The following is a 25,594-nucleotide window of genomic DNA, read 5'->3' as shown; positions in this document are numbered from 1 at the left end:
GGCGTGGGCCGCGACCACCAGGACCGTGGCGACGCCCCCGCTCAGCGGTCGGCTGGCCGCTGGTAGACGTCGGGCACGCCGTCGCCGTCGGCGTCCAGCCGCTCCCGCTCCGCCACCCGGCGGTACGCCGCGTTGCGGCGGACGAGCACCGTGGCGGCGAGCCCGGCGGAGATCACCGACCCGAGGAGCACGGCTGCCTTGACCCGGTCGTCGGCCGTGCTGCCGGCGCCGAAGGCCAGGTCGCCGACGAGCAGCGACACGGTGAACCCGACGCCGGCCAGCAGGGCGACCCCGAGCAGGTCCGACCAGGTGATGTCCTCGTCCAGTTCGGCGCGGGTGAACCGGGCCAGCAGGTACGTCGAGCCAAAGATGCCGATGCTCTTGCCGAGCACCAGGCCGGCGACGATGGCGATCACCACTGGTTCGGTCAGCAGGGTGCCCAGGTCGGTGCCCCGCAGGGTGACCCCGGCGGCGAACAGGGCGAAGATCGGCACCGCGAAGCCGGCCGACACCGGCCGCCAGCGGTGCTCCAGGTGCGCGGCGAGCCCGCCCTCGTCCGCCCCCGTACCGCTCGCGGTCGGCTGGCCACCCGCCGTCCGGCGGCGGGCCAGCACCGGGACCGTGAAGCCGAGCAGGACACCGGCCACCGTGGCGTGCACACCCGAGGCGTGCACCAGTGCCCAGGCGGCGATCGCGAGTGGGACCAGCGCCCACCACCAGCTGCGCCCGCGCTGCACCAGCGACGCGAACAGGCCGATCGGCGCCAGCGCCGCGAGCAGCGGAACGGGATGGAAGTCGGTGGTGTAGAAGACCGCGATGATGGTGATCGCGAACAGGTCGTCGACCACCGCGAGGGTGAGCAGGAAGGCGCGTAGGCCCTGCGGCAGGTGCGAGCTGACCACCGCGAGCACGGCCAGCGCGAAGGCGATGTCGGTGGCGGTCGGAATGGCCCAGCCGCGCAGACCCTCCCCGCCCGCGCTCAGGACGACCGCCACGTAGATCAGCGCCGGCAGCAGCATCCCGCCGAGCGCGGCGACCACGGGCAGGGCGGCCCGACGCGGGTCGCGTAGTTCACCGGCGACGAACTCCCGCTTGAGCTCCAGGCCCACCACGAAGAAGAAGATGGCCAGCAGGCCGTCCGCAGCCCACGTGGCCACGTCCAGGTCGAGGTGCCAGGGTGCGCCGCCGGGCCAGGGCACCCAGCCGCTGAGCCGGGTGTACGAGTCGGACCAGGGGGAGTTGGCCCAGATCAGCGCGAGCACGGCTCCGAGCAGCAGCAGCGCGCCGCCGACTGTCTCGGTACGCAGCACGTCGGCCAGGTGCCGGGCCTCCGGCCAGGAGGACCGGGAGAACAGCCGGATCCTCGGCGGGCGCTGCTCGGGTGGTGGGGTGCGGGAGGTCATCTGCGGGGCTCACCTCGGGAATCAGGACGGCAGGAATCCACTCGCCGACCAGACTTCCCGGCACACCGCTGCCGACCCTATCCGGCTTCGCGTTCGGCGACGACCGCTGGGCCGATCGGACGCCGCCTGATCGGCCTTTGACTTTTTTCCCCGATGTCGCCGCTGCCGAATGCACGTTTGTCGGGTTGGTCATGCGGACGCACATGTCACCACGGGAAATTGCATAACTCCGGACATAAGCCGTATGAGCCGCTTTAATGGTTTCACGAGTTTAGAGACGACCTTGGGGGTTTTCGTGAAGTTCTTTGGCGTAACCGGACCGGCACGGAGGCGCTCCTGATGGACCTGCTCCGCCAATTGCGCCACGTGCGTCGGCACTGGTGGGTCGCGCTGGTCACGGTCATGGTGGCTCTCGGCGTCTCGGCGTTCCTGACCGTACGGGCCCAACCCCGGTACGTCGCCTCGGTGACCTTCTTCGTTACGACTCCCAACTCGGGCGTCAGCGACGCCTACCAGGGTGGGCTCTTCCTGCAGCAGCGCGTCAAGTCGTACGCCGACCTACTCAGCAGCGACCGGCTTGCGCAGAGCGTGGTGGCCGAGAACCCGGTGGGCCTCACCGCGGACGAGGTGCAGCGCCGGGTCAGCACCTCCACCGAGACCGGAACCGTTCTGCTGCGGGCGTCCGTCACCGACACCGACCAGACCCGCGCGATGCGGGTGACGGAGACCCTCGCCCTGAAATTCGTCGAGCTCGTGCAGAAGGTCGAGACGACGCCCGAGGGTAAGGCGCCGATCAAGATCGAAGTGGTGAGTGGCCCACGGGTGAGCGCCAGCCCCGTCTCGCCGCAGCCCGTCCGCAACCTCACCCTGGGTGGCCTCGTTGGCCTGCTTCTCGGCGTTGGTCTGGCGATCCTGCGCGGGGTCGCCGACGTTCGGCTGCGCGACGCGGCCGGTCTGCAACGTGTCACCGGCAGCCCACTGCTCGGTGAGATTCCGTTCGAGGCCGACGCCCGCACCTCGCCGCTGATCGTGGGTGACGCCGCGACCTCGGCACGCGCCGAGGCGGTGCGCAAGCTGCGGACCAACCTGCGCTTCGTGGATGTCCACGAGCCGGCCCGGGTCATCGCCGTGACCAGCGCCCTGCAGGGCGAGGGCAAGACCACGCTCTCCTGCAACCTGGCCATCGCGCTGGCCGAGGCGGGTTGGCGGGTGCTGCTGGTCGACGCGGACCTGCGCCGCCCGAAGGTCGACGACTACCTGGGCCTGGACGCGGGTGTCGGCCTCACCGACGTGCTGGTCGGCGACGTGAAGGTCGGCGACGTCGTGCAGCGTTGGGGAGACAAGTCGCTGCTGGTGCTGCCCAGCGGTTCCGCCCCGCCGAACCCGAGCGAGCTGCTCGGTTCCAAGGCGATGTCGGACCTGCTGCTGGCGTTGCGGGAGTCGGCGGACATCGTGATCATCGACACCGCGCCGCTGCTCGCGGTGACCGACGGCGTGGTCGTGGCCGTGCAGGCCGACGGCGCGCTGCTGGTGACCCAACAGGGCCGCACCTCGCGGACACAGGTGGCCGCGGCGGCACGCTCACTGCACTCGGTCTCGGTCCGACTGCTCGGCTGCGTGCTGAACATGGCCAAGGTGGCCAAGGCCGAGGCGTACCAGTACGAGGCCTACCGGGTGGTCACCTCGACGTCCGCGGCGTCGGTGCCGGCCGACCGGGCCGCGTCCGGTCGGCACAGCGCGACCACCGAGGGGGTCAACGGCGTCGCCGACCACACCCAGGAACTCACCCGGCTGCCCCGATGAGCGCGGCGAGGGGTCGCAGCGACCGTTCGATCTCCTCGGCGCAGCGTCGGAAGTCGGCGGCGGTGCCGCCGATCGGGTCCCGAAGGTCGTCCGCGTCCGGTGCGGCTGGTTGCAGCCGTCCCCGCGCCTGGGCGGCGGCGGCGATCGCCGCCCGCAACGGGTCGTCGACCGACTCGGCGGGCGGCTCGGCCGCCGCGGCCAGCCGGCCGAACTGGCGCAGCGTGAACGTCCGGTGCAGCGCTCCCGGTGCCAGCGCGGTGCAGACCGAGCGCTGGCGCCGGGTCGCGGTCAGCACGAGCGTCGCGTCGATCAGGTACTCGGGGCGCAACCCCCGGGTCTGGAACGCCGCCGGGTCCGCGCCGCTCTCGACCACAACCTCCATGGCGTACGGATGCATGGCCAACCCGTCGATCGCGTCGGTGCCGGCGCTGGCCACGGTGACCGGCCGGTCGGCCAGCAGTTGGCGGGCCAGGTATTCGGCCATCGGCGACCGGCACAGGTTGGCGTGGCAGACGAACAACACGCGATCAGCCATCGGTGCCCCTCTCATCGGTGCGGACACGGGTGCCCGCACCGCGAGGGCGGTGCGTCGACGCCGGTGGCCGCGCAGGGAGGGGTTGTCGGCATCGTACGCGGGCCGGACACCCGTCGGTCGTGGTGCCGCGCCGGCCGCCGTCGATCCGTGCTGGACGGGGGCGCACCGGTGAGGATCGGCATCCTGTCGTACCACTTTCCGCCCGAGCCGGCGTTCATCCCCGGAAGCCTCGCCGAGGAGTTGGCCGCGCGTGGGCACGAGGTTCGGGTGCTCACCGGTTTTCCGGACTACCCCGGCGGGCACGTCTATCCCGGTTGGCGGCAGCGGTGGCACCACGAGACGCACAGCGAACGGCTGTCCGTCCGACGGGTGCCCCGGTACCCCGGGGGTGCCGCGTCCACCGGAGCCCGGATGGCCAGTTATCTCTCCTTCGCTGGCAGTGCGACGCTGGCCGCACGCCGGTTCCTCGGCGGCGTGGACGCGCTCTACGTCTTTCAACTGCCGGCTACGACGTTCGCCGCTGCCGGGGTGCTCCGGCTGCTCGGGCAGGTGCCGACGGTGCTGCACGTGCAGGATGTCTGGGCCCGGGACGCCGTGGACGAGGCGGGCGAGGGCCGCTGGGCGGCGCGGATGGGCAGCGCGATGACCCGGGTCTACCGGGCCGCGGCGCGGATAGCGGTCGCTGCGCCGTCGATGCGGGACCTGGTGGTCGCGGCCGGTGCCGACCCGGCCCGGGTCCGGTTGGTGCTGAACTGGACCGACGAGCGGATCTTCCACCCGGCGACGCCCGGCGCGGCGGCCCGACAGTTGGTCCGTCGGGACGGTCGGTGCGTGGTGATGCACGCCGGGACCATCGGCGCGCAGCAGGGCCTGGAGACCGCGGTCCGGGCGGCCGCGGCGCTGGACCGGACGATGGATCTGGTCCTGGTCGGCTCGGGCGCGGCCGAGCGGCGGGTGCGGGGGCTCGCCGCCGAGTTGGGTGCGGACAACGTCCGCTTCGTGGAGCGACGGTCTCCGGTCGACATGCCCGAGCTGTACGCCGCCGCCGACTACCAACTGGTCATGTTGCGTGATCTTCCGGAGCTGCGCGGCATGGTGCCCGGCAAGCTCCAGGCCGCGCTCTCCTGTGCCGCACCGGTGGTCGCGTCGGCCGGCGGGGACACCGCCGAGCTGGTCGAGCGGGCCCGGGCCGGGCTGTCCTGCCCGCCGGAGGACTGGGCGGCGCTGGCCGACCGGTTCTGGCTGGCCGCCACCATCCCCGCGCCGGCACGTACCGAAATGGGTCGCCGGGGGCGGGCCGCGTACCTGCGGGAGATGTCACTGCCCGCCGGGGTGGACCGGATCGAGCGGCTGCTGCACGAGGCCGCAGGGCGAGTCGCGGAGCCCGTCGTGGAATCGCGAAGCAACCTCGCTTAAGGGACGAAAAATGCAATAACGGTACGAAATTCCCTGACGCGTGCTAAGAACGTCAGGGAATCGACCTTCTGTCCGATTCCGCGAACGGGAGTGTGGTGTGACGGAAAGCGAACGACCGACCCGGCGGCGAAGCCGGTCCCGGCGCCGTCGGCGTGCCCGACTGCGACGGGCGCTGCTCGGTGCTCTGGTGGTCGGCTCGTTGCTGCTGGCGACCGGCGGGTGGATCGGCTTCCGCGGCTGGCAGGCGCGCGCGCACCTGCTCAACGCGGCTGGCCTGGCCCGGGAGTTGAGCGCCCAGGTGGTCGGTGGGGACACCGACCGTGCCCTACGGACGCTCGCCGCCCTTCAGGAGCAGTCCAGCGCGGCTCGGGCCGCGACCACCGACCCGAGCTGGCAGCTTGGTCGGCGTACCCCGATCGCGGGTGACGACCTCGACGCCGTCCGACAGATCGCCGTCGCTATCGACCAGTTGGCCCGGCAGGCGTTCCCGACCCTGCTCCGGACAGATTTGACCAGCCTGGTGCCGACCGGCGGCCGGGTGGATCTGGCCCGGCTCACCGCGGTCTCCGCCGAGCTGACCCGGGCGGACGAGTCGGTGCAGCGTACGCGTCGGGACCTGGCGGCGGTGTCGGCCGACAGCCTGGTCAGCCAGATCCGGCAGGCGCTGACCGATCTGCGCGGCGAGATCGACCGACTGGCCAGCCTCACCTCGGCCGCCGACCAGGGATCCCGTCTGCTGCCGCCACTGCTCGGCGCGAACGGCCCACGACGGTACCTGCTGGTCTCGCAGAACCTCGCCGAGTTGCGCGCCACCGGCGGCATGCTCGGCGCGTACGCGATGATCGAGGCTGAGGACGGCAAGGTGAAGATGGGCAAGCAGGGCAGCAGTGCCTCGCTCGGCCGCTTCACCCCGGCGCTGAAGGTGCCCGCCGAGACCCGGGCGCTCTGGACGGACCTGCCCGGCATCTATCCCGCCGACGTCAATCTGTCCCCGCACTTCCCGACCGCCGCCGCGCTGTACCGCGAGATGTTCCGCCGCAAGATGGGCATCACGGTCGACGGCGTGCTCGCCGTCGACCCGGTGGTGCTGTCCTACCTGCTCAAGGCGACCGGTCCGGTGATAGTGCCCGGTGGTGTCCCGCTGGCCAGCGAAAAGGTCGTGCAGACCCTGCTCAACGAGACCTACCAGCGGCTGGGCCTGAAGGAGCAGGACGCCTTCTTCACGGCATCCGCCGCCGCGGTGTTCGATGCCTTCTTCACGAAGAATGTCAACCCACGGGTGTTGTTGTCCGCATTCGACCGTGCTATCACGGAACGCCGGATATTGTTCTGGAGTGCTCGACCGGAAGAACAGCGGACATTCGGCGACAGCCGGATGGCCGGGACGCTCCCGGAACAGGACACCGTGCCGACGGTCGGCGTGTTCCTCAACGACGGCAGCGGCGCGAAGCTCGGCTACTACCTGCGGCCGACGGCGAACCTGACGGTCGGCGAATGCCGGCCGGACGGCCGCCGCGAGCTCCGGCTGCGGGTGACCCTGCGCTCCACGGCGCCGAAGTCCGGACTCAGCGAGTCCGTCCTCGGCCTCGGCATGGCTGGTGATCCGTACACCGCTCGCACCCTGGTGTCGGTCTTCAGCCCGGCCGGCGGAGCGGTGATCGAGGCCCGGCTCGACGGGGCCGAGATAGCGCTTGGCAGCGGCACCGAACGCCGCCGTCAAGTCGCGACTGCCAGCGTCGACGTGGGCCCCGGCGCCGAACGGGCGCTCGAGGTCACCGTCCTGACGGCCAAGACCGGCGTCGGGCAGGCCGAGCTGTGGCTGACCCCCACCGCCAGCCCCTGGACCACCCAAGTTCATTCCGCACCAAGATGTGACCAGTAGGAGGGAACCAATCATGCGGCTATCCCGCATCATCATGGCGCTCACGGTCGGTCTGGCCGTGGTGGCCGTGCCGACCGCAGCGGGGGCGGCGCCGCAGCCGACGCCGTCCGCGACGACCGACCCGACCCAGCCGCCGCCGTACACGCCACAGCTCGCGTCGCTGACGGTCAACCGGCCGACGATCTACCTTGGCGAGACGGTGGTGCTGACCGGCACCAACTTCGGTCCGAACGAGACCGTCGACATTTCGGTGACGGTGACCCCGCTGGCGGCCCCGGCGCCCGGCCAGGCACCAGCCCGCCGCAGCGACGGCAGCACCGTGGCCATGGCCCCGGTGGCCTACCAGGCGAGCGCGCCGCTGAACTTCACGGCGTTCACCAACGGCCAGGGCCGCTTCACCAAGTCGTACAAGCCCTCGGTCACAGGTCTGCTGACCTTCACGGCCACGGGCCGGGAGTCCGGCCGTACCGCCAGCACGGAACTGCGGGTTCTGCACAAGAAGCAGCCGCTGCCCGTCACGGGTGACAGCCTCGGCACGCCCATGAAGCTCGGCGGTGGCCTGGTCGGCGCCGGCGCGATCATGCTGCTGCTGACCCTGGCCTGGCGTCGCCGCCAGCGCCTCGGCGGGGCTGCGCACTAATCCGCACAAGACCGGGCAGTGCCCGGTTCGCACCTGAAGCTGGCGCCCGTCGGAACACTCCGACGGGCGCCAGCCCGTCCTGGTAAAGGTGGGCCCCTCCCGAGTGCCGTCTCCCTTCCCAACGGCTGCAGTCGGTCCCGCGTCCCGGGTCGTGTGCCGTCTCCCGTCCCGGCGGCTGCAGTCTGGGCATCCGGGCCTTCTGGCCTCCTGGTGTCGAGGACGCTTTGAGGTCTAGGGCGTCTAGGGCGTCTAGGGCGTCTAGGGCGTCCGGGGCGTCTAGGGCGTCCGGGGCGTCCGGGGCGTCCGGGGCGTCCGGGGCCTCCGGGCCTCCGGGCCTCCGGGCCTCCGGGCCTCCGGACGGTCCTGGCGTCCGCGCCGCCGTGCCTCCTGGCGGTCCTGGCGTCCGCGCCGCCGTGCCTCCTGGCGATCCGTGCCACCTGGCGTCCGGAGCACGTTCGGTGTCCGGGGGCTTTCTGGCCTGCCGCACCTGCTGAAAGGCGACCAGCGTTCCGCGCCGCGATGGATCGCCTACCCCGGACCGCGGCACGCGATCCCGGCGGGGCCTTTGCCGGATTTGCGCTCGCTAACGCACTCGGCCTGTTCGTGATCGACTCGGTTTCCTTGATACCTGGGTGTCCGAACGGCCGGATACCCCGGTATCCGTGAAGGCGAGTGGATCATGCCCAGCGTGGGCGTTCTGAGGCCCTGCATGTTGGGCCTGTTGGGTCATTTGTCCGGTCCAGGGCGGTTGTGGGTTGTGACTGGTCGCACCCGTGGGCCGGAATCATGGCGGGCCCGGGGTCGTTACATACCCTGACGATCGCAGCACCACCGGCCCGCCACCCCACCCCTAGGGGTTGGAATGCCGGTCCCCCGGGGTTGGAATGCCGGGCCCCGGCCCGGTCGTTACGGTCCCCACGACCGCCCGGCTACCGCCTCCACGAGGCTGCCGATGGATGGGCCACCCCCGGAATGACCCCCGGCCCCCGGTCGTTACACCTGAACCCGGCGCCACGAGCCACCGCCCGTAGGCCGCCGACCCCAGACTTTTCCCCCTTTGTATGTGCAGCGCCGGACGAGGTGCTCACACCCGCGCCACTGACCCCCATCGGCGGGCGGGTGTTCTTACCCCCGAAGGAGCTAACCCCATGAACACGATCATTCGTAAGAGCATGCTGTCCGTTGCTGGTTTCGCGTTCGCTGGTGGTGTGTTCGCCGGCCCGATCGCCGCCCACGCCGCCACCCCGGTCGATGCTAAGCCGGTTGCGGTTGCGGTGCGGACGGCTAAGCCTCAGGGCGATCAGTCCCGGATCCCTCTGAACGATGAGCAGACCGCGAACGTCAAGGCGATCATCGCCGCCACGAAGAAGGCCGGCCTGCCCGAGCGCGCCGCGGTGATCTCGATCGCGACGAGTCTGCAGGAGTCGAAGTTGGAGAACCTGGGCCACCTCGGCGACGCCAACGACCACGACTCGTTGGGCCTGTTCCAGCAGCGCCCGACCAGCGGTTGGGGTACCCCGGAGCAGATCACCGACCCGGCCTACTCCACCACCGCATTCCTCAAGGGCCTCAAGCAGGTTGACGGGTGGCAGGACATGCCCCTGACCCAGGCCGCGCAGACCGTCCAGGTCTCCGCCTACCCCGACGCCTACGCCCAGTGGGAGCAGCAGGCCACCGACCTCGTCGCCCAGCACTGGAACAACTGACCCACCGCGCGACCCGCAGAACAGCACCGCAGAAACACCGACCGCTGGCCGGCACCCCCACCCCGGGGTGCCGGCCAGCGGCGTACCCCTCAGGTCTTGCGGTGGTTGTGGGTGCGGAAAATGTCGATCAGCGCGGCGATCAGCGCGAGCACGATGATGCCGGTGGCCAGCATGAGGGACCGTTCGAAGGCGCTGGTCCAGTTGCCGCGGCTGTCGGTGAGCGTCGAGAAGAACAGCGAGCCGACGGCGGCGATGCCGGCGGCGGCTCCGATCCGCTGACCGGTCTGGAGCATGCCCGCGCCACTACCGGCTTGCTCTACCGGCACCTCGGCGAGGGTGAGCGTCTGGTTGGGGGCGATCACCAGGCCGCTGCCGATCCCGGCGATGAGCAGTGGGCCGGCGGTTACCCAGGGCGCGGGGGCGTCCGGCGCGAGGTGCAGCGCGACCACCGTTGCGGCCAGCCCGATCACCACGGCGAGCAGACCGAGACCGACCAGTGGTCGGCCGAAGCGGTTGACGATTCGGCCACCCAGCGCGGACGCGGCCGCCGAACCCAGGGCGAACGGGGTGATGGCCAGCCCGGCGACGAGCGCGCTGTAGCCGAGACCCATCTGCAGGAACAGAGTGAAGATGAAGAAGATCGCGGTGAAGCCACCGAAATAGATCAGCGCGATGAGCGACCCCAGGGTGTACGACTGGAAGCTGAACAGCCGAAGGTCGAAGAGGGGTTGGTGGTGGCGTGCGTACCGTCGCTCCCAGAGTCCGAAGGCGACCAGCACCGCCAGTCCGGCCGGAATGAGCGTCCATTTCCACGGGGTGTGCCACTGCTGTTCCTGCACCAGCGGCAACAGGACGAGAACCACGCCCACGCCGAGTAGCAGGATGCCGACCGGGTCGAGCCGGTGCCAGCCGCGCTGACCGGCGGGGCGGCCGGGCAGCAGGCGCCAGCCGAGAATCACCGCGATGATGCCGACCGGCACGTTGACGAAGAAGACCCACCGCCATCCGTGTTCCTCGCCGCCGATGGCGATGAGCAGCCCGCCGAGCAGCGGCCCGATGGCGGTGGAGATACCGATGGTGGCGCCGAGTAGCCCGAACGGGCGGGCCCGTTCGGGCCCCCGGAAGAGTTGCTGGATCAGCCCGATGACCTGCGGGTTGACGATGCCGGCGGCGGCGCCCTGAAGTAGTCGGGCGATGACCAGCCACGTCGGGGAGGTGGCGAGGCCGGCGAGCGCGCTGGTCACGGTGAACAGCGCGATGCCGAAGACGAACGCGTTGCGCCGACCGCGGGCGTCGCCGAAACGGCCGGCGGGCACCAGTGCCAGGCCGAAGGTGAGCGCGTACCCGGAAAGGATCCATTGCAGGTCGCTCGGCGACGCGTGCAACGCCCGGTCGATGGACGGCACCGCGACGTTGACGATGCTCACGTCTAGCAGTGTCATGAAGGCGGCAACCAACCCGACGCCGACAGCCTGCCAGCGTCGCCGATTCTCGGCCGCGTCCACCGGCTGCGGCGTTTGTGCCGCACTCATCGTGCCCCCCGTTGACCGTCGATCACGCATTGCTGGTCGCTACCCGGGTCACCGGGGGGCGAATCGTCTCGGATGGTTCCGCGGGTCACGCCATCTGGCGTGCGCAGAACCGGGGGCCGAAGTCGAGGCCGGCCATCGGTGAATCCTCGCGGTGCAGCAGGCCCTTCTCGGTGAGCAGGTGCAGGGGACTGCCCACCTGCTCACCGGTCAGCCCGGACTCCTCGGCGATCAGGTCCGGGTAGGGGACCTGCCCGCGTGCCTCAAGGGCGGTGACCGCCTGGTACACCCGTTGCTCGGCCTCCGACAGTTGCACCTGCTGCATGGTTTCCTCCTCTGGTCGTCCGCCATCGAGGCGGCGGTTACCCCGGGCCGTTTACCCCCTCGGTGACTGAAAATGCACACCCGATCGGGCGGTCGGTGCGGTGCGCGGGACCCGCTGTGGCGGGAGTTCGGGCGTCCGGCGGTGCCCTAGGCTGCTTTCGTGATCGTTTGGGATCTCGTCATCGTCGGCGCCGGCCCCGCCGGGCTCTCCGCCGCGTACGCCGCTGCCCGTGCGGGTGTTCGCACCCTGGTTGTCGAGCGAGCTGCGCACCCGCGGTACAAGACCTGTGGTGGTGGCCTGATCGGCACCTCCCTGGCGGCCGTTCAGGATCGGATCGAGGTGCCCGCGCACGACCGGGTGGACCGTGTCACGTTCACCCGCGACGGCCGCCGCGAGTTCACCCGCCGTAACGACGGTCCAGTGGTCACCATGGTGCGCCGTGAGGAGTTCGACGATCGGCTGCGCGCGGCGGCGGTCGCCGCCGGCGCGCAGATGCGGGAGCGGGTTGCGGTCCGCGCGATCGAGCAGGACCCCGAGGGGGTACGCCTGCGGCTGGCCGACGGTACGACGATCGCGGCCCGCGCGGTGATCGGGGCGGACGGCTCCTCGGGGGTGACCGCCCGGCACGTGGGGGTTCGGTACCGGCAGGTGGACCTGGGTCTGGAGTTGGAGATCCCGGTGCCGCCCGCCGAGCAGGAACGGTGGCGAGGGCGGCTGCTGCTGGACTGGGGTGCGATGCCGGGCTCGTACGCCTGGGTCTTCCCCAAGGGTGACCGGTTGACGGTTGGTGTGATTGCCGGTCGGGGCGCGGGGGAGGGGACCCGGGACTACCTGCGGCGGTTCGTCGACCGGTTGGGGCTGACCGGGTTGCCGGCGGAGCACGACTCGGGTCACCTGACCCGGTGCCGTGCGGAGGATTCGCCGTTGCGCAACGGCCGGGTGCTGGTCGTGGGGGATGCGGCGGGGCTGTTGGAGCCGTGGAGCCGGGAGGGCATCAGCTTCGCGTTGCGTTCCGGTGAGCTGGCCGGTGCCGCGGTCGTCGACGGTGATCTGGCCGGGTACGAGCGGGCGGTTGCCGAGCGCCTGGTGCCGGAGATGCGGGCCGGGTTCCGGCTGCTCGACGTTTTCACCCGCCGCCCGGACGTGTTCCACGCCCTGTTGGCGACGCCGCCGGGGTGGCGGATGTTCGTCCAGTTCTGCCAGGGGCGGGCGAGCTTCGACGAGATGCTGGGACGTCGGCCGATCCGGGCAGCCCTCGCGGTGCTGGACCGGCTGCCCACCAAGCGCTAGCGCTTTCACCCAGGATCCTAGGATGCCTTACGGGATGTGAGCGCGCACTGGTGCTGACTGCCCCAGCCGCTGGACAATGGCGGGGGAGCAGCAGGAGGTAGTGATGGCCGAGCAGCCGTTCACCGATGACGAGTACGCGTTCCTGCGCCAGATCCGGTTCGGAGAGCTACCGCCCGCCGTCCGTCCCGACGAGCGCGTCGCCCTTACCGAGACCGATCCCGGCCGTGACCGGCCGGAGAAGGCCGAGGACCCGATCCGCTGGAACGTGCAGGGCTGAGAACGCACAACGGGCCGCGGGTGTCACCACCCACGGCCCGCCTGCGATGTGCCGCTGTCAGAAGACCGGCACGCCCTCGCGTACCAGTCGCCAGTTGGGCTGGAAGAACTCGGCCGGGTCGATCGTCCCCTTGGCCTGCGCCCAGTCGATGAGCAGCTGACGGATCTCCTGCTGCGCGTTGTACACCTGGGTCTTCACGATGCCGGGGAAGTTGCCGCCGCCGCTGCGCCGGTAGTTGTTCACCGCCACCACGAACTGGGCGTTGTCGGCCACCGGGGTGTCGGTGCCGGTCAGCACCAGTCGGGTGATCCGCTGCCCGACCGGCTTCGAGATGTCGATGTCGTAGTCCAGGCCGGAGAAGACGTCGTAGTTGTAGTCCGGCACCGCCGGGTCGTTGATCTGCTCCGGGTCGACAGTGGCGCCCGGGGCGAGGGTGCGGAAGTACTTCGCCGAGTACTCCAGGTACGCGCGCACCTCGGCGCCGCTGAGCACGACCGCCTCAAGGGTGTTGTCGTACACGTACAGCCCTGCCACGTCGCGGATCTTGACGTCACCGGCGGGGAAGACCGCGGTACGGCTGAACGGTGCCGCGATCGACAGCACCGGCAGGTCCGCGTACGCGGTGCCGACCAGCGCCGCGCCGACCACCTCGGTCTGCACGTGATTGATGAAGTCCAGGATCGGGGTGTCCTTGTACCGTGACTCCGCCGCCGACAACTCCACCGTGGACTTCGCGACCACCTGGTTGACGTACGCCACGGTCTTCTGGTGCTGGGCCCGCACGGCGGCGAGCACCTTCGGGTCCTCGACCACCGTGTTGGTGTTCAGCATGGTCGCGGCCTTCTTGGTGATCGTCCACCGGCCACGCTCACGGGCGAGGGTGAAGTCCATCCGGGTGAGCCGCTGGCCCCACTTCGACGGTTCGGAGAGCAGCACCTGCGCGCCGGTCCGCTCGTTGGTGACGAACCGCTCGACCACCTCGTTGTGCGCGTGCCCGAAGAGGATCGCGTCGATCCCCGGCACCTGCTGGGCGATCAGGGCCACCGGGTTCTCGTTCGGCAACTCCGGGCCGTAGCTGGAGGTGCCGCTGTCACCGCCGTGCGCGGAGATCAGCACAAGGTCCGCGCCGCGGGCACGCATGATCGGTACCCACTTCGCGGCGGTCGCGACCATGTCGTCGAAGCGCAGCTTGCCCTCGACGTTGCCCTTGTCCCAGATGGCCACACCGGGGTTGGTCAGCCCCAGGATGCCGACCCGCAGGGTCGGCGCGGCGAAACCGAGGGAGACCTTCTTGATGACGTACGGCAGGAAGGCCGGCTTGCCGGTCCGCGCGTTGACCGCGTTCGCGGCGAGCGCCGGGAAGCCGAGCTGACGGATCCACAGGTCCAGCAACGGCAGACCGTAGTTGAACTCGTGGTTGCCCAGCGTCACCGCGTCGTAGTCGATGATGTTCATCGCCCGGGCCATCGGGTGCTTCTCCCCGGTGGCGGTGATCGGTTCCTGCTTGGCGTAGTACGTGGCCAGCGGCGTGCCCTGGATGGTGTCGCCGGCGTCGAGCACCAGCGTCGCCTTGCCGCGCCGCTCCCGACGGATCTGGTTGATCAGGGTCGCCAGCTTCGCGACGCCGATGTCGTTCTGCTTGCTGTCGTCGTACTCGGCGTCGCGGTAGTAGTCCCAGTTGTAGACGTTGCCGTGGGTGTCCGATGTGCCCAGGAGGGTGAGGTCCCAGGTGCGTGACCGGGCCGCGCCGGCCGCCTGCGCGGGGGCGGCGGCGATCAGCGGGGCGGTCGCCGCCGCGGCGCGGCGACGAGCACCTGACGACGCGACGGGCCGGAGGGAGAGGTCATGACGTGCCTTTCCATGGGGGTGGACGCGCTTCGTGGGCGCCTCGCGCACCATAACCAGCAGCGGGCACTACCGCCACGCCAGCCCTGATCGTCACCGCGGTTTTCGCGGGCGACCGCAGGGTAGGGCGATAGGAACCCCGCTTCCGCGCAGCGCGAGGAGATGTCCGTGAGCGACCAGCACACCCAACAGGATCCGACCAGCCAGTACGGTCAGCAGTCCGGCCAACCCGCCCAGCAGCAGTCAGCGCCCGGCTCAACCGAAGACATGAACCCGAAGCCGGACCACGGTGAGGAGTCGTACCGGGGTTGCGGCAAACTCGACGGCAAGCGGGCGCTGATCACCGGCGGTGACTCGGGGATCGGCCGAGCGGTCGCGCTCGCCTTCGCCCGGGAGGGCGCGGACGTGCTCATCTCGTATCTGAGCGAAGAGGAGGACGCCGACGCACAGGAGACCATCCGGCTGGTCGAGGACGCCGGCCGGCGGGGCATCGCGGTGCGCGGCGACATCACCGACGAAGCGCACTGCCAGCACCTGGTTGATCGGACGGTGCGTGACCTGGGCGGCATCGACATCCTGGTCAACAACGCGGCCTACCAGATGTCGCAGGACAAGGGGATCCTCGGGATCAGCACCGAGCAGCTCGACCGGGTGTTCAAGACCAACCTGTACGCCATGTTCTGGCTTTGCAAGGCCGCCATTCCCCACCTGGCCGAGGGGTCGGCGATCATCAACACGTCGTCGATCCAGGCGTTCGACCCGTCGCCGCAGCTGTTGGACTACGCCACCACCAAGGCGGGGATCGCCAACTTCACCAAGGCCCTCGCCATCGACCTGGCCGAGCAGGGCATCCGGGTCAACGCGGTCGCACCCGGCCCGGTCTGGACGCCGCTCATCCCGGCCACCATGCCGGAGGACAAGGTGAAACAGTTCGGCACCGACACCCCGATGGGTCGCCCCGGCCAGCCGGCGGAACTCGCCCCCGCGTACGTCTTCTTCGCCTCGCAGGAGTCCAGCTACGTCACCGGCGAGATCCTGGGGGTCACCGGCGGTCGACCGACCAAGTGACCGGTGTGTTGGTCAGCGTGGCCATGCGGCGAAGCGCTGCCGGATCCGGGCGACGTCGGCGGGGCCCAGGTCGTAACGGCCGAAGCGCTGGTCGGACAGTCGGTCCAGGTAACGGCCGGCGGCCCGCACGTCCGCCGGATCCAGCGCCGGGTCGACCTGCCGTGCCAGCACCAACAACTCGGTCACGTCGTAGTGCTCCAGCGCCGCCGCCACGTCGATGAAGTCACGGACCTCCCGCCGGTTGACCAACGCCGCGATCTTGTTGGCCATCAGGTCACGGACGTCCATCACCGGGCCGAGGTCCATCACCACCGGACTCTGCTGACGGTCCAACCGGGCGAGGCTGAGCCGGATCTGCCGCCCGTCACGGCTCACCACGAAGTCCTTCATGTCCTGGTCGTACCCGTCGAACAGCTCGGCCAGCTCACTGTCCGGGTCAGCATCGGTCACGCTGAACCCAGCCCGCTCCAACGCCAGACGCACACCGGCGGACGCCGCCGCGGCAGCGCCCTCCACGTCTGCGAAGAGGTCGACGTCCTCCGTCGGACGGGCCACCAAACCGTGCGCCGCCCACGCCACCCCGCCACCCAACACGAACCGGTACGGCCCGGCGGCGGCCAACGCCACCCGGGCCACCTCCCGGTAGAACTCGTGCAGATGAGGGCCGATCACGCCGCGCGCAGGCCGCGGTGCCGGCTTTCCCACGCCTGGCGTACGCCCCGAGGGAGGTTGAGCAGTCGCCACACCCGGCGCAACGTCCGCCCGTTGATCAGGACACGCAGGTCCTCGGCGCGGGTGGTCTCGCGGAGCACGTTCTCGTACATCCAGAGCAGCTGGTCGGGGTCGCCAAGGTCGAAGGTGCGCTCGGCGTTCCACATCAACCGCACCGGTAGCTCCACCACACCCCGGGTGGGGCCGGCCAGCTCGGCGAGCGTCCTCGCCACCACGGCAGGGCGACCCGGGCGTGCCAGGAAGGCCACGCCGGACGCGGTGGGGGAGACGACCTGCATGGTGTCAGGGTAACGCCCACCGGAGCCGGTGTCGCTCAAGACGATCCCAGCGGCCTGCTTGCGGCCGGCCGGCGGCCCTTCCTGTACGGGCCGGACGGCTCTGATGTCGGGGTTGTGGGTGGGGTTCGCCGCTCCGTGTCCCGGCTCTTGGGTTCCGGTAGCCCGTGTCCCGGTCTGTCCCGGCGCTTCCGGCTTGCCCCGTGGTCCCGGCTTGCCCCGTGGTCTCGGTCTGTCCGTGGCCTCGGTCTGTGGCCTCGGCCTGTCCTTGCCATGGCTTGTCCCGTGGTCTCGGCCCGCCGCCATGGTCCCGGCTTGTCCGGTGGCCTTGGCTGTCCGCGCCAGCCGGCTACCTGCGGCCGTGGCGCTCAGACCCCGTCGCGGTGTTTGCCCGGTTTGAGGGATCTGGCGCGGTCGGCCTGTTCGTGATCGACTCGGTTTCCGTGATGTCGGGGTGTCCGAACGGCCGGATACCGCGGTTTCCGTGAAGGCGAGTGGATCATGCCGGGGGAGGGTGGTTTGGCGCCGTCGGCGGGAGGTCATGTGGGTGGTTTGTCCGGTCAAGGGTGGTTGTGGGTGGTGACCGGTCGCACCCGTGGGCTGGAATCATGGCCGGGGCGGGGTCGTTACATACTCTGACGATCGCAGCACCACCGGCCCGCCACCCCACCCCCAGGGGTCGGAAAGCCGGTCCCCCGGGGGTTGGAATGCCGGGCCCCGGCCGGTCGTTACAGTCCCCACGAACGACCGCCCGGCTACCGCCTCCACGAGGGTGCCGATGGATGGGCCACCCCCGGAATGACCCCCGGCCCCCGGTCGTTACACCTGAACCCGGCGCCACGAGCCCCCGCCCGTAGGCCGCCGACCCCCGGCGCCACGAGCCCCGCCCGTAGGCCGCCGACCCCGGACGCCGAGCCACCGTAGGCGCCGACCCCAGACCTTTCCCCTTTGTATGTGCAGCGCCGGACGAGGTGCTCACACCCGCACCACCGACCCCCATCGGCGGGCGGGTGTTCTTACCCCCGAAGGAGCTAACCCCATGAACACGATCATTCGTAAGAGCATGCTGTCCGTTGCTGGTCTCGCGTTCGCCGGTGGTGTGTTCGCCGGCCCCATCGCCGCCCACGCCAACCCGGTCGATGCTAAGCCGGTCGCGGTTGCGGTGCAGACGGCTAAGCCTCAGGGCGACCAGTCCCGGATCCCTCTGAACGATGAGCAGACCGCGAACGTCAAGGCGATCATCGCCGCCACGAAGAAGGCCGGCCTGCCCGAGCGCGCCGCGGTGATCTCGATCGCGACGAGTCTGCAGGAGTCGAAGTTGGAGAACCTGGGCCACCTCGGCGACGCCAACGACCATGACTCGTTGGGCCTGTTCCAGCAGCGCCCGACCAGCGGCTGGGGCACTCCGGAGCAGATCACCGACCCCGCCTACTCCACGACCGCGTTCCTCAAGGGTTTGAAGCAGGTTGACGGGTGGCAGGACATGCCCCTGACCCAGGCCGCGCAGACCGTCCAGGTCTCCGCGTACCCCGACGCCTACGCCCAGTGGGAGCAGCAGGCCGCAGACCTCGTCGCCCAGCACTGGAACAGCTGACCCACCGCAGAACACCGACCGCTGGCCGGCACCCCCACCCCGGGGTGCCGGCCAGCGGCATACCTACATCCCGCAGCCCGCGCCGGTCGGTGGCAGCGGGTGATGTGTTGGCCGGTGAACAGTGGCAAAGGACGTCGCCCGCCGGCGGTTGCCCGCAGATCTTGGACAGTTTCCGTTAGCGGGGCGGGCTCAACCGGTGGTTGCAACACCCTTCGGTGATCTTCGTTGGGGTGGTTATGGCGTCGAGGTTGAGCCCGCTGGAGCGGGAACAGATCGGGTTGGGTCGGGCTGCGAATGAGTCGTTGCGGTCGATCGCGCGCAGGTTGGAGCGGTCGGTGTCGACGATCTCGCGGGAGGTAGGCCGGTTCGAGCGCTACGGGCAGCGGTATCAGCCGTCGATGGCGCAGTGGGCGTCGTTTCTGCGGCATAACCGCTCCGGGCGGGTGCCGCGGTTGGCTGGTGACGGGCCGTTGCGTCAGATAGTGCTGGATATGCTGCGGCGACGTCGTTCGCCGCAGCAGATCAGTGCCCGCCTGCGGGCGCAGTTCCCGGACACGCCGGAGATGTGGGTGTCGCACGAGACGATTTACCAGGCGATCTACCTGCAGGCGCGGGGCAATCTACGCGCGGAGTTGACGCGGCAGGTGGCGTTGCGATCGGGTCGCGCCGCTCGCCGCCGTCGGGCAGCGAGCGCTGGGGCGGTGCGTTCGGCTCGGCCCTGGGTGAACCTGCGCATCGCTGACCGGCCGGCCGAGGTCGCCGACCGGGCGGTGCCGGGGCATTGGGAGGGTGACCTGCTCGAAGGAGTCCGTCGGGGTGGGTGCGGTGGTTCCGCGATCGCCACGTTGGTGGAACGCGCTACCCGGTTCGTGATCCTGGTCGGGCTGCCCGAGGGCAAGGTCTCCGAACACGTCGTGTCTCAGCTGGCCGCCGCGATGACCTGGCTCCCGCAACGGTTACGAGCCTCGCTAACCTGGGACCAGGGCGTCGAGATGGCCCGACACCGTGACTTCACCATCGCCACCGACTGCCCGGTCTACTTCTGCGACCCACACAGTCCCTGGCAACGCGGCAGCAACGAAAACACCAACGGACTGCTGCGCCAGTACTTCCCCAAAGGCCAATTCGACTTCACCACCATCGACCAAGCCGGCCTCGACCACGTCGCCGACGAACTCAACGACCGCCCCCGCATGACCCTAGGCTGGGCCACCCCAGGTGAGAAGATGACCCAGCTACTCAGTGTTGCAACCACCGGTTGAGCCCGCCCGGGGGAACGGAAACTGTCCAAGATCTCGTGCGGCACGGCCATGGCGCGGCGGCGTCGCGGGCTATGGGTCGGTGGGGCAGGGGGCGGCACGGCGTCGGGGCCTTCGGGGTGGCGCGGGCGTGGGCGGGGTGGGGGAACAAGGTGGGGTGCCGGCTGGTTGTGGTGGGTGTCGGTGTGACTCAGTGTCCCCGGGCCTCACCTAATATCGCCTTCGCGGAATACCGTTCGGCTGGAGCCGCGTCGTGCCACTCGCCGAGAGGCGACCTGCACACCGACACCAGCGCCGCCCCCGGCCCACCGGCCGGGGGCGGCGCTGTCTGTTTTTCCCCGCTCGCGAAGATGACTCAGCTGGCCTATGTTCATGGGGTCGCTCGCGTGAAAGGGGGTGTCGAGGCATGAGGCTGCGTACCTTCATCGAGGGTTGGCCGGTCTACCGCCAGCTGACCGGCACCGACCCGCTCGGCCGGGGCGCCGCGGCGAAGTCCGACGGATCCCGGGCGCTCACCGCTCGCACCGAAACGGCCGACTCGGTGGCCCGGTCCGTCTGCCCGTACTGCGCGGTGGGTTGTGGCCAGCGGGTGTACGTGAAGGACGGGCAGGTCAGTCAGATCGAGGGCGACCCGGACAGCCCGATCTCGCGGGGTCGGCTCTGTCCGAAGGGCTCGGCGAGTAAGAGTCTGGTGACCAGCCCGCTGCGGCAGACGAAGGTCCGTTACCGCCGTCCGTATTCGACGCAGTGGGAGGACCTGGAGCTCGACACCGCGCTCGACATGATCGCCGACCGGATGCTCGCGGCGCGCGAGCAGACCTGGGAGGACGTCGACACGCAGGGCCGGCCGCTCAACCGGACGCTGGGTTTTTCCAGTCTGGGTGGGGCGACGCTGGACAACGAGGAGAACTACCTCATCAAGAAGTTGTTCACCGCGATGGGGGCGCTCCAGATCGAGAACCAGGCCCGTATTTGACACTCCGCCACCGTCCCCGGTCTGGGGGCCAGCTTCGGTCGTGGCGGTGCGACGGATTTCCAGCAGGACATCGCCAACGCTGACGTCATCGTCATTCAGGGTTCGAACATGGCTGAGGCCCATCCGGTGGGCTTCCAGTGGGTGATGGAGGCCAAGCGTCGCGGCGCGAAGGTCTTCCACGTCGACCCGAGGTTCACCCGGACGAGTGCTGTGGCGGATGCGTACCTGCCGATCCGTGCGGGCACGGACATCGCCCTGCTCGGTGGGGTGGTGCGGTACATCCTGGACAACGAGCTGGACTTCCGGGAGTACGTGTTGTCGTACACCAACGCGGCGACGATCGTCAGCGAGGAGTTCAGCGACACCGAGGACGGCGACGGCTTCTTCTCCGGGTTCGACCCGGAGACCGGCACCTACGTGCAGGACAGCTGGCAGTACGAGGGGCACGAGGGCTCGTCCGGCAGTGGGCACACCGCCCAGGAGCGGGACAGCGCCGCGGGGCTGGCGCACGAGTCGCATGGCGCGCAGGTGAGCGGGCAGACCCGGCGTGACGAGACGTTGCAGCATCCGCGCTGCGTCTACCAGATCCTCAAGCGACACTTCTCCCGCTACACGCCGGAGATGGTGGAGCGGGTGTGCGGCATCCCGCAGGAGAAGTTCCTCGAACTGGCTCAGGCGTGGACGGAGAACTCCGGCCGGGAACGCACCGGGATGCTGATCTATTCGGTGGGCTGGACGCAGCACAGTGTGGGTGTGCAGTACATCCGCACGGGCGCGATCATCCAGCTGTTGCTTGGCAACATGGGTCGCCCGGGTGGCGGGGTCATGGCGCTGCGCGGGCACGCCAGCATTCAGGGTTCGACGGACATCCCGACGTTGTTCAACCTGCTGCCGGGCTACCTGCCGATGCCGCACCACGCCGAGCACCCGACCTTCGACGAGTGGGTGGACAGCATTCGGCACCCGGGCCAGAAGGGGTTCTGGGGCAACGCGCGGTCGTTCGCTGCCAGCCTGCTCAAGGCGTACTGGGGTGACGCGGCGACGCCGGAGAACGACTACTGCTACGGCTACCTGCCCCGGATGACCGGCGATCACGGCACGTACCAGCAGGTGCTCAACATGATCGACGGCAAGATCAAGGGGTACTTCCTGCTGGGTCAGAACCCGGCGGTCGGCTCGGCGCACGGTCGTGCGCAGCGGCTCGGGATGGCCAACCTGGACTGGTTGGTGGTCCGGGACCTGTTCATGATCGAAAGCGCGACGTTCTGGCAGAACGGCCCCGAGGTGGCCACCGGCGAGATCGTGCCCGAGGAGTGCCGCACGGAGGTGTTCTTCCTGCCCGCCGCCTCCCATGTGGAGAAGGAGGGGACCTTCACCCAGACCCAACGCTTGTTGCAGTGGCGGGAGAAGGCCGTCGAGCCCGCCGACGACGCCCGATCCGAGCTGTGGTTCTTCTACCACCTGGGGCTCAGGCTGCGGGAGAAGCTGGCCGACTCCGAACTGCCGCGCGACCGTGCGCTGCTCGACCTCACCTGGGATTACCCCACGCACGGTCCGCGCGCGGAGCCGAGCGCCGAGTCGGTGCTGCGTGAGATCAACGGGTACGACGTGGCGAGCGGAAAGCCGTTGTCCAGCTTCGCCGAGGCCCGTGCGGACGGTTCCACCGCGATTGGCTGCTGGATCTACACCGGGGTGTACGCGGACGGCGTGAACCAGGCAGCCCGGCGCAAGTCCCGACACGAGCAGGACTGGGTGGCCGCCGAGTGGGGCTGGGCCTGGCCGGCGAACCGGCGCATCCTCTACAACCGTGCCTCCGCCGACCCCGACGGCAACCCGTGGAGTGAGCGCAAGCGCTACGTCTGGTGGGATCCGGAGAAGGCTGAGTGGACCGGCTACGACGTGCCGGACTTCGAGAAGACGAAACCGCCGTCGTACCGGCCGCCACCGGGCGCGTCCGGGCCGGAGGGCATCGCCGGCGACGACCCGTTCGTCATGCAGGGTGACGGCAAGGGCTGGCTGTACGCGCCCAGCGGCGTCCTGGACGGCCCGATGCCGACCCACTACGAGCCGGTCGAGTCACCCGTGCGGAACCCCCTCTACGGGCAGCAGGCCAACCCGACCCGCAAGATGTACGCGCACCCGGTGAACTCGGTGAACCCGAGCCCGCCGGAGGAACACAGTCAGGTGTTCCCGTACGTGTTCACGGTCAGCCGGCTCACCGAGCACCACACTGCCGGTGGGATGAGCCGGACCGTGTCGCCGCTCGCCGAGTTGCAACCGGAGATGTTCGTGGAGGTGTCACCGGAGTTGGCGGTCGAGCGCGGCCTCGACCACCTGGGCTGGGCGTACCTGGTCAGTGGTCGTGCGGTGATCGAGGCGAAGGTGTTGGTGACCGACCGGCTCGCCCCGCTGCGGGTGGATGGTCGGATCATCCACCAGGTCTGGTTGCCGTACCACTTCGGTTTCGAGGGTCTGGTGACGGGCGACTCGGCCAACGACCTGTTCGGGATCAGCCTCGACCCGAACGTTTTGATCCAGGAGAGCAAGGTCGGCACCTGCGACGTCCGGCCCGGCCGTCGTCCCACCGGACCGGCGCTGCTGGACCTGGTCGGCGACTACCAGCGGCGTGCCGGGATCAAGCCGGGCCAGAACGCCCCGGCGGTCACCACCGACAGCGAGGGGAAGGAGCGCGGTGATTCCTGACCCGAACAGCCTGTACGGCCCGCTGGACCCGGCGCCCGACGCCGGTTACGTGGACGCGCCGCCGCGGATGGGGTTCTTCACCGACACCAGCGTCTGCATCGGCTGTAAGGCTTGTGAGGTGGCGTGCAAGGAGTGGAATGGCGTCCCGCAGAGCGGCCTCGACCTGCTCGGCATGTCGTACGACAACACCGGTGCGTTGACCGCGAACTCATGGCGGCACGTCGCGTTCATCGAACAGCCTCGCCCGGTCGGGCACCGCACCCCGCCGTTCGCGGGTACGCCGACTGGTGAGCCGGTCAGCGCCGCCTCGGCAGGCGTGGCGGCCGGCACGGCCGGTCCGACCGGTACGGACCCGGGGCTACCGCCCGGTTCACCGTCGGCGGCCGCTCGGATGGCTGCGGGCGGGCCGGCCGACGTCCTCGGCGCCCCGGTCGGTGTCGCACGGGCCGACGCCGGCGCGGGTCCGCAGTTCCTCGGGATGCCGGGTGCGCAGCCGCCGGGTCGGGGCACCGGCGCGGAGGGGCGTAGTGATTTCCGTTGGCTGATGATGTCTGACGTGTGCAAGCACTGCACGCATGCGGCGTGCCTGGATGTTTGCCCGACGGGTTCGTTGTTCCGGACGGAGTTCGGGACGGTGGTGGTGCAGGAGGACATCTGCAATGGGTGTGGTTACTGCATCTCGGCCTGTCCTTATGGTGTGATTGATCAGCGTAAGGATGATGGGCGGGCGTGGAAGTGCACGCTGTGCTACGACCGGCTTGGCGCGGGGATGACTCCGGCGTGTGCGCAGGCGTGTCCGACCGAGTCGATTCAGTACGGGGCTTTGGACGAGTTGCGGGAGCGGGCTGCCGCGCGGGTCGAGACGCTGCACGAGCGGGGGGTCCCCGAGGCGCGGTTGTACGGGCATGACCCGAATGATGGTGTGGGCGGTGACGGTGCGTTCTTCCTGCTCCTCGACGAGCCCGAGGTGTACGGCCTGCCACCGGATCCGATTGTGACCACCCGCGATCTGCCGGCCATGTGGAAGCGCGCCGGCCTCGCGGCCCTCGTCATGGCGGCGGCCACCGTCGCCGCGTTCGTCGGAGGTTCGTCGTGAGTCCGCACCGTCCCGAGGTGGGCGACCTGTTCCGCCGCTTCCGCGACCGCCTGGCCGCCGACGGCTCCGGCCGCCTGGCCGCCGACGGCTCGGGCCGGCTGGGCGTCCCGGTGCCGCCGGAGGCGAGCGTGCGGCGCGGACCGGCGGGCACCGACGCCCGGGCGGACCTGACCTCGCCGCCGCAGCGGACCGCCGAACCGTCCGGCCGGCGGACGGGTCGCCGGGGCGGTCGTCGTGGGGGCGGCGAGGAGTTGCGGGTGCCGGAGGCCGAGTTCACCTCGTACTACGGTCGGCCCATCCTGAAGGCGCCGGTCTGGAAGTGGGACATCGCCGCGTACCTGTTCACGGGCGGGCTGGCCGCCGGCTCGTCGCTGCTCGCCGCGGGTGGGCAGCTCACCGGGCGGCCGGCGCTGCGTCGCGCTGGTCGGGTCACCGCGCTGGCCGCCGTCAGCGCCAGCGCTGTCTTCCTGGTCAAGGACCTGGGCAGGCCGGCACGGTTTCACCACATGCTCCGCGTGGCCAAGCTGACCTCTCCGATGTCGGTGGGCACCTGGATCCTCACCGCGTACGGGCCGGCCGCGGGTGTCGCCGCGATCGCCGAGGTCGCCGGTCGGCTGCCCCGTCACGGCCTGCTCGGGTTGGCCGGCCGGGCGTTGCCTCCGATCGGGCACGCCGCTGGGCTGCTCGCCGCTGGCACCGCGCCCGCGCTGGCCACGTACACGGGGGTGCTGCTCGCCGACACGGCGGTGCCGTCCTGGCACGAGGCGTACCCCGAGTTGCCGGTCATCTTCGCGGGCAGCGCGCTGGCCAGCGGCGCCGGCGTGGGTCTGCTCGCCGCGCCGCCGGCTCAGGCCGGCCCGGCCCGCCGGATGGCGGTGGCCGGCGCGGCCCTGGAGCTGTACGGCGCGCATCGGGTGGAGACCCGCCTCGGCCTGCTCAGCGAGCCCTACCGGCTGGGTCGGCCCGGTCAGCTGCTGCGCGCCGGCCGGCTGCTGACCGCTGGCGGTGTCGCCGGGGCTCTGCTCGGCCGGCGCAGCCGGGTGGTCAGCGGGTTGTCCGGTGCGGCGCTGCTGGCCGCGTCGGTGGTGACCCGGTTCGGCATCTTCTACGGCGGCGTCGCCTCCGCCCGCGACCCTCGGTACACGGTGGTGCCACAACGTGAGCGGGTCGACGCCCGGCGGACGGGCATGGATCTTCCATCTGATCGGGCGGCCCCGCCCGCAGTGTGATCGAATGTCCG

The 25,594-nt window shown here is 70.3% G+C and carries 20 protein-coding genes; 13 read left to right on the top strand and 7 right to left on the bottom strand.

All coding sequences use genetic code 11. The annotated features are described in order from the left end of the window. Nucleotides 1–41 precede the first annotated feature (41 nt). A complete protein-coding gene (gene nhaA, locus PCA76_RS16985; RefSeq protein ID WP_272611404.1) occupies nt 42–1,403 on the bottom strand; it encodes a Na+/H+ antiporter NhaA in 1,362 nt (453 codons plus the stop codon). A gap of 339 nt (nt 1,404–1,742) precedes the next feature. On the opposite strand from nhaA, the gene PCA76_RS16980 reads away from it, so the two are divergent. Beyond that, on the top strand, nt 1,743–3,206 hold the full coding sequence (locus PCA76_RS16980; RefSeq protein WP_272611403.1) for a polysaccharide biosynthesis tyrosine autokinase: 1,464 nt from the start codon (nt 1,743–1,745) through the stop codon (nt 3,204–3,206). Here the strand turns inward: PCA76_RS16980 and PCA76_RS16975 are convergent. Continuing rightward, on the bottom strand, nt 3,187–3,741 hold the full coding sequence (locus tag PCA76_RS16975; RefSeq protein ID WP_272611402.1) for an arsenate reductase/protein-tyrosine-phosphatase family protein: 555 nt from the start codon (nt 3,739–3,741) through the stop codon (nt 3,187–3,189). The genes PCA76_RS16980 and PCA76_RS16975 overlap by 20 nt on opposite strands. 168 nt (nt 3,742–3,909) lie before the next feature. Here PCA76_RS16975 and PCA76_RS16970 point away from each other — a divergent pair, with 168 nt between their 5' ends. From PCA76_RS16970 to PCA76_RS16955, 4 genes are all read left to right on the top strand, one after another. Beyond that, nucleotides 3,910–5,157 carry a glycosyltransferase family 4 protein gene (locus PCA76_RS16970; protein ID WP_272611400.1) on the top strand — a complete coding sequence of 416 codons (1,248 nt, stop codon included), beginning with the start codon at nt 3,910–3,912 and terminating at the stop codon, nt 5,155–5,157. 97 nt (nt 5,158–5,254) lie between these two features. Continuing rightward, entirely contained in the window at nt 5,255–7,039 is a 1,785-nt protein-coding gene (locus PCA76_RS16965; protein ID WP_272611399.1) for a DUF4012 domain-containing protein, read from the top strand. 13 nt (nt 7,040–7,052) lie between these two features. Then, nucleotides 7,053–7,679 (top strand): hypothetical protein, encoded by a 627-nt coding sequence (locus tag PCA76_RS16960; protein WP_272611398.1) that lies wholly within the window; start codon nt 7,053–7,055, stop codon nt 7,677–7,679. A 1,148-nt stretch (nt 7,680–8,827) separates the two neighbouring features. Next, on the top strand, nt 8,828–9,385 hold the full coding sequence (locus tag PCA76_RS16955; RefSeq protein ID WP_272611397.1) for a hypothetical protein: 558 nt from the start codon (nt 8,828–8,830) through the stop codon (nt 9,383–9,385). 89 nt (nt 9,386–9,474) lie between these two features. Here PCA76_RS16955 and PCA76_RS16950 read toward each other — a convergent pair whose 3' ends face one another. Together PCA76_RS16950 and PCA76_RS16945 are read right to left on the bottom strand one after the other, a co-directional pair. Next, nucleotides 9,475–10,917, bottom strand: coding sequence for an MFS transporter (locus tag PCA76_RS16950; protein WP_442930131.1), 1,443 nt, complete (start codon nt 10,915–10,917; stop codon nt 9,475–9,477). 85 nt (nt 10,918–11,002) lie between these two features. Further along, on the bottom strand, nt 11,003–11,239 hold the full coding sequence (locus tag PCA76_RS16945; protein WP_272611395.1) for a hypothetical protein: 237 nt from the start codon (nt 11,237–11,239) through the stop codon (nt 11,003–11,005). Between the two features lie 159 nt (nt 11,240–11,398). Between PCA76_RS16945 and PCA76_RS16940 the strand changes: the two genes are divergently transcribed. Both PCA76_RS16940 and PCA76_RS16935 read left to right on the top strand, forming a co-directional pair. Then, complete coding sequence (locus tag PCA76_RS16940; RefSeq protein WP_272611394.1) at nt 11,399–12,529, top strand: geranylgeranyl reductase family protein; 1,131 nt, start codon at nt 11,399–11,401, stop codon at nt 12,527–12,529. Between the two features lie 103 nt (nt 12,530–12,632). Next, nucleotides 12,633–12,806, top strand: a complete 174-nt coding sequence (locus PCA76_RS16935) for a hypothetical protein (protein ID WP_272611393.1) — start codon at nt 12,633–12,635, stop codon at nt 12,804–12,806. A gap of 57 nt (nt 12,807–12,863) precedes the next feature. Here the strand turns inward: PCA76_RS16935 and PCA76_RS16930 are convergent, their stop codons facing one another. Then, nucleotides 12,864–14,705 (bottom strand): bifunctional metallophosphatase/5'-nucleotidase, encoded by a 1,842-nt coding sequence (locus PCA76_RS16930; RefSeq protein WP_272611392.1) that lies wholly within the window; start codon nt 14,703–14,705, stop codon nt 12,864–12,866. 108 nt (nt 14,706–14,813) lie between these two features. Between PCA76_RS16930 and PCA76_RS16925 the strand changes: the two genes are divergently transcribed. Continuing rightward, nucleotides 14,814–15,719 (top strand): SDR family oxidoreductase, encoded by a 906-nt coding sequence (locus PCA76_RS16925; RefSeq protein ID WP_272611391.1) that lies wholly within the window; start codon nt 14,814–14,816, stop codon nt 15,717–15,719. A 12-nt stretch (nt 15,720–15,731) separates the two neighbouring features. Here the strand turns inward: PCA76_RS16925 and PCA76_RS16920 are convergent, their stop codons facing one another. Then, complete coding sequence (locus PCA76_RS16920) at nt 15,732–16,391, bottom strand: nucleotidyl transferase AbiEii/AbiGii toxin family protein (RefSeq protein ID WP_272611390.1); 660 nt, start codon at nt 16,389–16,391, stop codon at nt 15,732–15,734. Continuing rightward, on the bottom strand, nt 16,388–16,729 hold the full coding sequence (locus PCA76_RS16915; RefSeq protein WP_272611389.1) for a hypothetical protein: 342 nt from the start codon (nt 16,727–16,729) through the stop codon (nt 16,388–16,390). The genes PCA76_RS16920 and PCA76_RS16915 overlap by 4 nt, the downstream gene beginning before the upstream one ends. Nucleotides 16,730–17,765: 1,036 nt before the next feature. On the opposite strand from PCA76_RS16915, the gene PCA76_RS16910 reads away from it, so the two are divergent. The 5 genes from PCA76_RS16910 to nrfD all read left to right on the top strand — a co-directional run bounded on the left by PCA76_RS16910 (nt 17,766) and on the right by nrfD (nt 25,583). Then, nucleotides 17,766–18,320, top strand: coding sequence for a hypothetical protein (locus PCA76_RS16910; protein WP_272611388.1), 555 nt, complete (start codon nt 17,766–17,768; stop codon nt 18,318–18,320). 236 nt (nt 18,321–18,556) lie between these two features. Further along, entirely contained in the window at nt 18,557–19,582 is a 1,026-nt protein-coding gene (locus PCA76_RS16905; RefSeq protein WP_272611387.1) for an IS30 family transposase, read from the top strand. A 403-nt stretch (nt 19,583–19,985) separates the two neighbouring features. Further along, nucleotides 19,986–23,258, top strand: coding sequence for a formate dehydrogenase (gene fdh, locus PCA76_RS16900; protein ID WP_272611386.1), 3,273 nt, complete (start codon nt 19,986–19,988; stop codon nt 23,256–23,258). Then, nucleotides 23,251–24,354, top strand: coding sequence for a 4Fe-4S dicluster domain-containing protein (locus PCA76_RS16895; protein WP_272619439.1), 1,104 nt, complete (start codon nt 23,251–23,253; stop codon nt 24,352–24,354). Before fdh ends, PCA76_RS16895 begins: the two co-directional genes overlap by 8 nt. Beyond that, entirely contained in the window at nt 24,351–25,583 is a 1,233-nt protein-coding gene (nrfD, locus tag PCA76_RS16890; protein ID WP_272611385.1) for an NrfD/PsrC family molybdoenzyme membrane anchor subunit, read from the top strand. Before PCA76_RS16895 ends, nrfD begins: the two co-directional genes overlap by 4 nt. The last annotated feature ends 11 nt before the right edge of the window (nt 25,584–25,594 follow it).

The organism is Micromonospora sp. LH3U1 (assembly GCF_028475105.1).
Lineage (GTDB): Bacteria > Actinomycetota > Actinomycetes > Mycobacteriales > Micromonosporaceae > Micromonospora.
The sequence above is the reverse complement of the archived record's forward strand: the minus strand, read 5'-3'. Positions and strand labels throughout refer to the sequence as shown.